At 46.7% G+C, this 9,389-nt stretch carries 9 protein-coding genes; 8 read left to right on the top strand and 1 reads right to left on the bottom strand.

The annotated features are described in order from the left end of the window. The first annotated feature begins 184 nt into the window (after window positions 1-184). The 6 genes from HRU21_05545 (at window position 185) to HRU21_05520 (ending at window position 6,527) form a co-directional block, all read left to right on the top strand. Complete coding sequence (locus HRU21_05545; GenBank protein ID NRA41759.1) at window positions 185-568, top strand: hypothetical protein; 384 nt, start codon at window positions 185-187, stop codon at window positions 566-568. Between the two features lie 256 nt (window positions 569-824). Beyond that, on the top strand, window positions 825-2,009 hold the full coding sequence (locus HRU21_05540) for a pentapeptide repeat-containing protein (GenBank protein ID NRA41758.1): 1,185 nt from the start codon (window positions 825-827) through the stop codon (window positions 2,007-2,009). A 146-nt stretch (window positions 2,010-2,155) separates the two neighbouring features. After that, complete coding sequence (locus tag HRU21_05535; protein NRA41757.1) at window positions 2,156-2,755, top strand: pyridoxamine 5'-phosphate oxidase family protein; 600 nt, start codon at window positions 2,156-2,158, stop codon at window positions 2,753-2,755. 35 nt (window positions 2,756-2,790) lie between these two features. Then, window positions 2,791-3,138 (top strand): Fis family transcriptional regulator, encoded by a 348-nt coding sequence (locus HRU21_05530; protein ID NRA41756.1) that lies wholly within the window; start codon window positions 2,791-2,793, stop codon window positions 3,136-3,138. Between the two features lie 121 nt (window positions 3,139-3,259). Continuing rightward, window positions 3,260-4,531 (top strand): dicarboxylate/amino acid:cation symporter, encoded by a 1,272-nt coding sequence (locus HRU21_05525; GenBank protein ID NRA41755.1) that lies wholly within the window; start codon window positions 3,260-3,262, stop codon window positions 4,529-4,531. 229 nt (window positions 4,532-4,760) lie between these two features. Further along, the gene (locus HRU21_05520; GenBank protein ID NRA41754.1) at window positions 4,761-6,527 is read left to right on the top strand and encodes an acyl-CoA dehydrogenase family protein; all 1,767 of its coding nucleotides are present in this window, start codon (window positions 4,761-4,763) and stop codon (window positions 6,525-6,527) included. A 108-nt stretch (window positions 6,528-6,635) separates the two neighbouring features. On the opposite strand, the gene HRU21_05515 is transcribed toward HRU21_05520, so the two are convergent. Further along, on the bottom strand, window positions 6,636-8,333 hold the full coding sequence (locus tag HRU21_05515; GenBank protein ID NRA41753.1) for a hypothetical protein: 1,698 nt from the start codon (window positions 8,331-8,333) through the stop codon (window positions 6,636-6,638). 149 nt (window positions 8,334-8,482) lie between these two features. On the opposite strand from HRU21_05515, the gene HRU21_05510 reads away from it, so the two are divergent. Next, window positions 8,483-8,854 (top strand): hypothetical protein, encoded by a 372-nt coding sequence (locus HRU21_05510; GenBank protein ID NRA41752.1) that lies wholly within the window; start codon window positions 8,483-8,485, stop codon window positions 8,852-8,854. 61 nt (window positions 8,855-8,915) lie between these two features. Next, window positions 8,916-9,368, top strand: coding sequence for a GFA family protein (locus HRU21_05505; GenBank protein ID NRA41751.1), 453 nt, complete (start codon window positions 8,916-8,918; stop codon window positions 9,366-9,368). Window positions 9,369-9,389: the final 21 nt, after the last annotated feature.

Genomic DNA, 9,389 nt, shown 5'->3' with positions numbered 1-9,389 from the left:
CCATACTTTCCTCTTTTAGTATTTTAGGCATGTTTACTGCAATAAAGTTATACAACATTAAAAAATTAACTCGTCAAAACACTGATAATTAATATGTGGTAAATTTCTGCAATATTTTAACTTTATTGCCATAGCCAATTAATCATTTGTGCACATATTATAGGGTGTTACATAAGGATAATTTTTGAAGAATTTTTTTGTCGTAAACTTATACATTCAAATTTATATAAATAGATTTATAATTACCATTCTTGATAAAAACGAGCGAACAGAAACTTTTTTTGCAGAAGAAAGTTTCACTACAAAAAGACTTTTAGTTGGTAATTTTAAAGCTGCTGAACATTGCTTATCAATTGCAGTAAAAAACATTATTCCAAATAGCATTATTGTTCCTAAAAAAGCTGCCGTAGTTATTCAGGCGATGGAAATGAATGAAGATGGTCTTTGCGAAGTTGAAGAACGCGTTTTAAAAGAGTTAGCCTATAGCTCCGGTGCGTTCAAAGTGTTTCTTCATCATGGGCATGCTTTATCCTCTCAGGAAGCAGTCGCTATCATTAATGGCGAATAACAATCCCAAAATCATCAGTTTTGCCCGCAACTGGCAATATTTACTTACCTTCGGTTTGCCATCGGCTGGCTGGTATTGTCGAGCTGGATAGCTTTTATCAGACACCAAGGCTTGCGAGCCATATCCCATTTATGCTGGCAAATAGCCAATACGCTATTGCCCTATTGAGGGTGTATAAGGCATAGTCCATTACATAGCGTATTTGCGCCATTACTCGTCTATTATTCATTGTTGTGAACAAAGGGTGGTATTAAGTATGGATACGATCGAGCTGGTTGAGGAAAGCTTTGCAAAACTGCCGGATGGGCAGCGGTTTGCGGCGCTTTTTTACCAAAAAATTTCTGAGCAATCGCCACATTTGATGCCACTTTTTGCCAATACCTCGATGACAAAAATGGCTAATAAATTACTGGCCGCCCTAACCTCGATGGTGGCCGCTTTACGCGACCCAGAGAAGCTGCAAAACATGCTGGGGCCACTGGGGCAGCGGCATTTGACTTATGGCGTGCTAGAGTCGCATTACCCTATTGTGGGTGACACGCTACTACAAACACTTGAAGAGGAGCTAGGCGAGCTATGGACCGATGACTATGCAGCTGCCTGGTCAGAAGTTTACAGCAACGCCGCGCGCATCATGCAAGAGGGTGCCGCCAAAGCCAAGGCACAAAACACCAGCAGCAGTGACACCGCCAAGAAACCATTAAACACCAGCCCCTTAACATGGTTGTATTCACTGAAAGTGCCTGAGTTATTGCTTTATTGGTTGGCGCTGTCATTCGTGGTACTGCAGATTGCCGCAATTTTTGGGGTGCCCGATTGGACGCGCCTGCTCAGTGCTTGTTCCTTAGTGCTGCTAGTGCTAACCATGCTGCGCGGCAATAACGATGCCGAAAAAGCGGGCATTCTTGAATGCTGGAAAACCATTGATAGTTCGCAAGGCGTGAAAATATCTCGGGCGAGACAGATTGCCATGCAGCGCCTGAATGACAAGCGCTGCGCCATGAACCGTCTAGACTTGGTGGCAGCGGGCTTGATGAATATGTCATTGAATGGCGCTGATTTAAGTGAGTCAAACCTGAGCAAAGTAGACCTCACCGAGTCGTCGCTGGCTGGGGCCAATTTCACCAAATCGCGATTAGACAAGGCCCTGTTAGTGAGTGTGTATGCGCCGAAAGTTGACATGTCGTTTGTGACTTTGGCCAAGGCGAACCTTTCATCGTCGAATTTAGAAAAGGGCTCGTTTCTTTTCTGCAATATGAAAGGGGCCAATCTGTCTGGTGCAAATTTACAGGGCGCTAATCTAACAGGTGTGCTGATGGATCAAAACACCTACCTTTCAGGTGCCGACCTGCGCGGCGCGATTATCGACCAGAATATGCTAGAACAGGCTTATACGGTTGGTACGATCGGACCTGATGGCAATGTACTGACAGAAGCATAAAACACTTACTTTTAAAATTGCCATACGTAAAGCGTAGCTACTATGGATATATACAGCTTTTAAAAGGCTATCACAGACTAGTTTCGTATAACATTCACATATCACCTTCCTAAATCAATTTTGCTCAAACGACGCAATAGCATTTTATGACTTCATCCCTTACATCACCAACACCCCCTGCTGAGCCTATTTTTAAAGATTGGCTACTGGCAGTTAAAAAAGATTTATACAAACGCGGCGCATTTTGGCACCCCACTTTGATTACGCAGCCGATGCAGGGTCGCACCGTGGTTCTTAGGCAGCTTGATGATACCTATTCTAACGATAGCGCACTGCCAGACTTTATTGTGCATACTGATACGCGCGCGCAAAAATGGCAGCAGCTGCAGCAACACGCTGAGTGCGCGCTGCATTTTTACTGCCCCAAACGTAAATGGCAAATGCGTTTAAACGGCGAGGCTAGCTTGCATTATCACGATGCGTTTAGCCAAGACCAGTGGCAGCGTTTATCTAATGAAGCGCAGCGCCTGTATGCCTTACAGCACTGCCCCGGCGAGCCAGTTGATGACCCGGCGCAGGCCTTTTGTTTTAACAGCCTATCGCAGGCGCAGCAAAATTTTGCCGTGATCCGTATTCGCGCGCGCGAACTTGAGTCGCTGCAGTTGCCACGCCCCGATAAAGCTGATTATCATATTCGCGCGCGCTGGCAAATTGCCGAACAGCGCTGCGAGTATTTAGCGCCTTGAACGGCAAGCCCATAAAACAGCTTTAAGTGATATTTATGCGCAAGCGCGATAAAAAAATAGAGAATGCGATCTGTTTGGCACTGACCGAGGTCTGCGAGATAGCCTTGGAAACTTATGCTGGCTTTAGCTGGCTCACCCATCGAGTAAACTATCAGCGCTTTCCAGACTCGCTCTCGGTGATTTGCGTGTTTGATACTAATGCAGCACTGACGCAGTTTTTAGCGCAGAGCCATGATCGAGACTTAGCCGCTTTAATACAACAGCATTTGGCCAAGCAGCAGATCGGGCTTAAGCAGCCGAAACGTCAGATCAGCTTTGACACCGAAGAAAATTGCCAGCAAAGTCACCAGGGCAACTGGCAGGCTAGATTAGCAGCGCACTGACACAGGCCACTGTGCTGCAAGCCTGTGCTGCTTAAACGTTTAAGCCCATTAAGGCTTGAGCCCGTCACCTATTCATTGCTATGTTAGCGGCTGCAATCAGGCTAAATCCTAAGGACTTTTTATGTTAAAGCTAAAACTGCACTGGCAAATCCTCATCGCGATCGCCGGTGCGATTATCGTCGGGCTGTTGATTACCCCAGAAACTACCCTGCTTGGCGTGTCTGTGATTGGAAGCCTGGATTTTGTCGGCACCTTGTTTCTTAATGCGCTGAAAATGCTGATTGTGCCCTTGGTGTTGTCATCGATCATTTGCGGCATCGCGAATATGGGCGAGTCGTCTGAGATTAGCCGTCTGGGCGGTAAAACCCTAGGCTTTTATATGCTGTCGAGTTTGCTAGCGATTTTGATGGGCTTGCTATTGGTAAACCTTTTTACCCCAGGCATCATTGATGGCGAGCCTGCGCGTGCGCAGCTGTCGCTAAGTTCAGATGCTGCTGTGAATGCCCAGCTGGCGAAAGTAGAAGGCAAAAGTGGCTCTGATGTGATGGCGGTTTTTTTACGTATGGTGCCGCCTAATATTGTCGATGCTGCGGCTAAGGGACAAATGCTGGGCTTAATCTTTTTTGCGCTGTTATTTGGCTATTTTTTATCGCGTGTTACCGGTGATGCACAAACAACTATGATGAATTTTTGGCAGGGACTGCAGCAAATCATGATCATGCTCACCAATTTTGTGATGAAATTTGCACCTTTGGGGGTGTTTGCCTTGGTTGGCGAAACCATGGCAAAAACTGGCTTAGCGTTGTTTGTGCCGCTATTGGTATTTATGGCCACGGTCACGTTAGCGCTGTTATTACATGCAGGCTTTACCATGGCAGTATTACTTAAGTATGTGGCCAAGGTTAAGCCTCTGAAACATTATCAGGCGATGTCACCGGCATTATTGACAGCGTTCTCCACCGCCTCCTCTTCCGCCACCTTGCCGCTGACCATGGACTGTGTCGAAAACCAAGCCGGCGTGAGTAAAAAAACCAGCTCATTTGTATTGCCCTTGGGCGCCACGATCAATATGGACGGCACCGCGCTGTATGAGTGTGTGGCAGCCATGTTTATAGCCCAAGCCTACGGCCTTGATCTAAGCTTTGCGACCCAGTTTACGATTGTTGCGGTAGCGCTGTTAACCTCGATTGGCGTTGCCGGCATTCCAGCAGCCAGCTTGGTGGCGATTGCGGTTATCTTAACCGCGATTGGACTGCCACTGGAGGGTATTGGTTTGCTACTGGTTACCGACCGTATTCTGGATATGATGCGCACTGCAGTGAATGTTTTTAGTGACTCTTGCTGCGCGGTAGTCATTGCACGCTCAGAAAATGAGGCAACGCAGCTGGTATAAGGCCAATGCTGGTTTTGTGCTGCGCAATCAGGACAAAGCCAGACCTGTTGCCGGTGATCTAAGATGCTGTTACCTGCGTCTAAACTTCATGCCTTGCGAGTGTCGCACTCCTGCATATTTAGATAACGCCGCCGCGACTCTTTGGGCGAGTTGCCAAGGTATTACCACCCTTGCACAGCCCTGCCTTTAACGCCCAAAGCTTACGCTGGCCTTGCCACAGGGTAATCATATGAGCCATTTTCAAACTCCACTCACCCATATGCAGTTTGTCTTGTTTGACGTTTTTGACTGCGGCGATCTTGCCAATACTGAACTGTTTGCCGAAGCCACAACCGAAACCTTTCAATTTGTGATGGAAGAAGCGGCAAAATTTTCTGAGCAAGTGCTGCTGCCAACCAATCAAGCGGGCGACCGTGAAGGCACGCAATACTCGACCGATACCAAGCAAGTAACCACCGCCAGCGGCTTTAAAGAGGCTTACCAACTGTATCAAGAAAGTGGCTGGAGTGGCTTATCGGCTGACCCACGCTTTGGCGGCCAAGGTCTGCCACATACGCTAAAAATGGTGGTCGACGAAATGGTGTGCTCAACCAATTTAGCTTTTGGCATGTACCCCGGCCTTTCGCACGGAGCGATTGACGCATTAACCGCTCACGGCAGCGCCGCACTGCAAGACAAATATTTAGCGCCACTGATTTCTGGTGCGGTCACCGGCACCATGTGTTTAACCGAGCCACACTGCGGCACCGACTTGGGCTTGATTCGCACCAAAGCCACGCCCAATGATGACGGCAGTTTTGATATTACCGGCACTAAAATTTGGATTACCGGGGGCGACCACGACTTAAGTGATAATATTCTGCATTTAGTCTTGGCCAAACTGCCCGGCGCACCAAATACCAGCAAGGGGATTTCGCTATTTTTGGTGCCCAAGCTGTTTGATGATCAGTCGGCTAATACACTGCACTGCGGTGGACTAGAACATAAAATGGGCATCAATGGCAGCGCTACTTGCGTCATGAATTTCGAAGGCGCCAAAGGCTGGCTCGTTGGTAAGGAAAACGAAGGCTTAAAATGCATGTTCACGATGATGAACGCAGCCCGTTTAATGGTTGGCACGCAAGGCTTGGGGCTGGCTGAGACTGCCTATCAAGTGTCGCTCAACTTTGCTAAAGAACGTTTACAAAGCCGCGCTTTAAGTGGTGCAGCTGAGCCTGAGCTGGCGGCTGATCCGATTATTGTGCATGCCGATGTACGCCGCATGCTGTTAAGGCAAAAACTGTTCACCGAAGGCAGCCGCGCGATGGCCTACTGGACGGCCTGGCATCTCGATCTGAGTCATGCTGCCGACAGCCCAGAGGCGCGCGAGCAAGCTGATGATATTGTGCAGCTGATGACACCAATTGTTAAAGCCCATCTTACTGATGAGGGGTTTTATTCGATCGATCAGGGCCTGCAGTTAATGGGCGGCTCTGGCTTTACCAAAGACTGGCCATTGGAGCAGTTACTGCGCGATGCCCGTATCGCACGCATCTACGAAGGCACCAATGGCATCCAAGCCTTGGACCTAGTTGGCCGTAAATTGCTGATGCGTAACGGTCGACTACCTAACACCTACTTTGCAGCTTTAAACAAGCTGCTGGTGGATGCTAACGATATTCATCAAAGTCATGTCAAAAGTTTTATCAGCACGCTGCAAGCAACCTTGCAATGGCTGATGCAGGCGGCAATGCAGGACCCCGAAGAAGCGGGCGCAGCGGCTACGCCGTTACTGCGCATGTTTGCATTAACCACACAGGCTGCGCTTTGGGCCAAGATGGCCAGCACTGCTGAAAAGCCAGAAGTGGCTGAAAAATATAGCGACGAATTTATCAGCAGCCAGGCGAAATCGGCTAATCATTTTTACCGCCTTTACAAAGGTGAAATGTTAGCGCTGCAGGATGAAATTACCGCGGGCAAAGACAGTATTAGCAGTTTTAGTGTGGCTGAATTTTAGACTATTGCAGGATAATTTGCCTTGTAAAATACACAAGGCTTATACTATTTAGTGCAGCTGCATTAATACAGCCAGCCTGCAATTTAGCTAATACAGCTTGCAAACTAGCTAAGGGATTTGGCGCTGAAGTTCTAAGCTGTACTCGACTTCGGTAAAGCTTACGTTTGAAACAAAGATGTATTGATTGTCATTAATGCTTAAGCTGCCGCTAACGGTGCTTGTGTTAACAACATCTATCACATCTAGCACACTTGAGCTTGCCACATCGAGCACACCTAAACGAACATTGGCATCAGCAGCTGCACTAAAACTGATATTATAATCACCTGGTGTAAGTTCAAACAGCTCAAATAGTTCTTCACCTGACTGGCATCTCGAAATCACGCCCTCGCTTGGTGCAATTGCTCTACAATCAGAACTGGACGCAAGTAAGAGATTTTCAACTGTTGCGCTGTTAGTCGCATCTAAAGTAATTGCTTGTGGCACTAATTCTGGTTCTAAAAATTCACCCAGATAAACCTTATCCACATCCAGAGCAAGTAATTCAGCATTCGATAAACTGCACAGGTCACCGTCATACTGTTCAATAATTGCGGAATATAACGTTGCATCGAAAGTTTTACCTTGAATAGGCCTAATTATCTCAACAGCATCACAAGCACCTTGCGACACAATAAGGTTGTCACTTGCGCCTGTACTGTCGATATCAACTTGATAAATGTTTAACCGCAGGGCATGAAATTCAGTGGCACTATTAACCGCTGTAATGACCTCATTATTACTGTCTAACAACTGATAATCACCAACTGCAGCATCAGAGGCGATGGCTGGAACAAAGGTATTACCCGAGGAAAACACAAAGCCTCCTGGGATATTAATAGGCTGCGAATTATTTACCTGAGCTGCATAGATTGGATCTTGTTCGAAAGTCGCATTGGGGCGCAGACCGCGAATCAAGCCTTTATTTTCAAAATCTTGCACAGCAATTGTTAAAGGAATATAGGAAAAACGTTGGCCACTAAAAATTGTGCTCGGCAGCTGGTAGGTGGCAATAAAATCATTTTCTTGTTCTGCAGTAGGGCCGTTGGGGTATGCTGATGCCAGCGCAGCTGCAAAGGTAGTGAAAGAATCGTCAATATAGGTCCATTTGAGCGATGTTTCCTGTTGCGCGCCTGAGTTCTGCTTTAACTTTTCAAGAGCATTTGCCAAAGCTGTTTCATTAACCGAGATATTGCTATAAACAACGTCATTCTGGCCATTCAGTCTAACATTTTGAAACAATACGCTTAGCGTAAATGCATCATCATCCATGCCTAATGTCACCGTCTCATCTGAGCTGACATTGGCAACATCAGTGACCGTTGGCAGCTGAATGCCATTGCTATCGTCGCCATCAGTATCTAGGGTTTGTAAAAATAGCGCAATTTTGGTGGCTTTTTCAGCCTGAGCTGGGGATATAGCGTCGCTGGATTCTCCGGTGAGATCGAACAAATCGTAAAATATTTCGTCTTGGTTAGCTCTAAGCTCGGGTAAGGTAATTGGGCCTAAGGAAAAGGTTACGACATCACCCGGCTGAAAACGAAATGAACCAAAGGCATCTGTTACGCCGTTTAAACCACTGGGCGTAGCGATATAATTGAGCCCTTGAATATAGGAATCAGATAACTGGCCAGTCAGTGTCGAACCGCTAGCTGCATTACTATCTGTTTGGGTTGTTGCGGTTGCCTCGAAATTAATTTCAACACAGGCGCTAAATAAGGTGCTGATAAAGGCTGTTAAAAGCAGGAGAAAAGCCGAATTTTTCATGATACGTCCTTATATCTTCAGAGATTTATTATATTTGTTACACTGTATTTATTCTTATATTGAATAAATTATCAAACTTCACTTTCTAATACGAGTATTTTGAGATTACATTTTATTAAATCCCAATACTCGCCTTTATGGAGCTCACTATGTCTGCGTTTAAAGCTAATCTTATCAATGCTTTGGTATTAATTGCCTTATCTGGCTGGGGCTATTTATCATCCGATGCCCCTTCATTAACGGCGCTAATTCCGGCGATGTTTGGCCTGCTACTGCTTATCTGCAGCCCCGGGGTAAAGTCAGAACATAAAGTAGTTAGTCACATCGCGGTATTACTAACGCTATTACTGTTAGTAGCCTTGTTTATGCCATTAAAAGGTGCGATAGCGCGCGGCGATAGCCTAGCGATGTTAAGAGTAGGCCTAATGATGCTGAGTAGCGCTGTGGCGATGGGCTGTTTCATTGCGAGTTTTATTGCCGTTCGCAAAGCGCGGCAGGCAGCACAGCAGTCTGCTGAGTAAGACAGCGAGGCTGATTTAATATTGAAACACGCATTACAGAAAAACCCTAACACAGCTTCATATGACCAGCATTAACTGCGCCTGTCGCTGTGGCAGTGCTGTTGTGCAGCTAAGTACAACAGCCTGTGCGCGGTTTCGCTGTCACTGCGAAACCTGCCAAGCGATTTATCAACAGCCATATTCTGACGCCAGCATCGTGAATGCAAAACAGCTTAAACTGCTTGACCCCTCGCAGCTTTATTTTACTTCCTCATGGTCGATGTTGCGTCGCGGCTTATGTCGACACTGTGATGCCCCGGTTGTAGCGTTTTTACCGCTGTTGCCAGGTCTCAGCGCTGCGATTGTGCCTGCGCAAAACTACCCGCCAGAGATATCGCTGCCCGAACTGCAGGCACATATTTTCTATCATCGCCGTCAGCAAGATGTTGACGACGATCGCCCAAAGGTGTCAGGATTTTTACGCAGTGAATGGACTGCGCTTCGACTCATTTTGCAGGGCTTGTTAGCCAGATAAGCAAGCTAATAGGATAACCTT

It is taken from the genome of Pseudomonadales bacterium, from assembly GCA_013215025.1.
Classification (GTDB): Bacteria; Pseudomonadota; Gammaproteobacteria; order Pseudomonadales; family DT-91; genus DT-91.
Note: the sequence above shows the minus strand (reverse complement) of the source record. Positions and strands in the feature narration are given on the sequence as shown.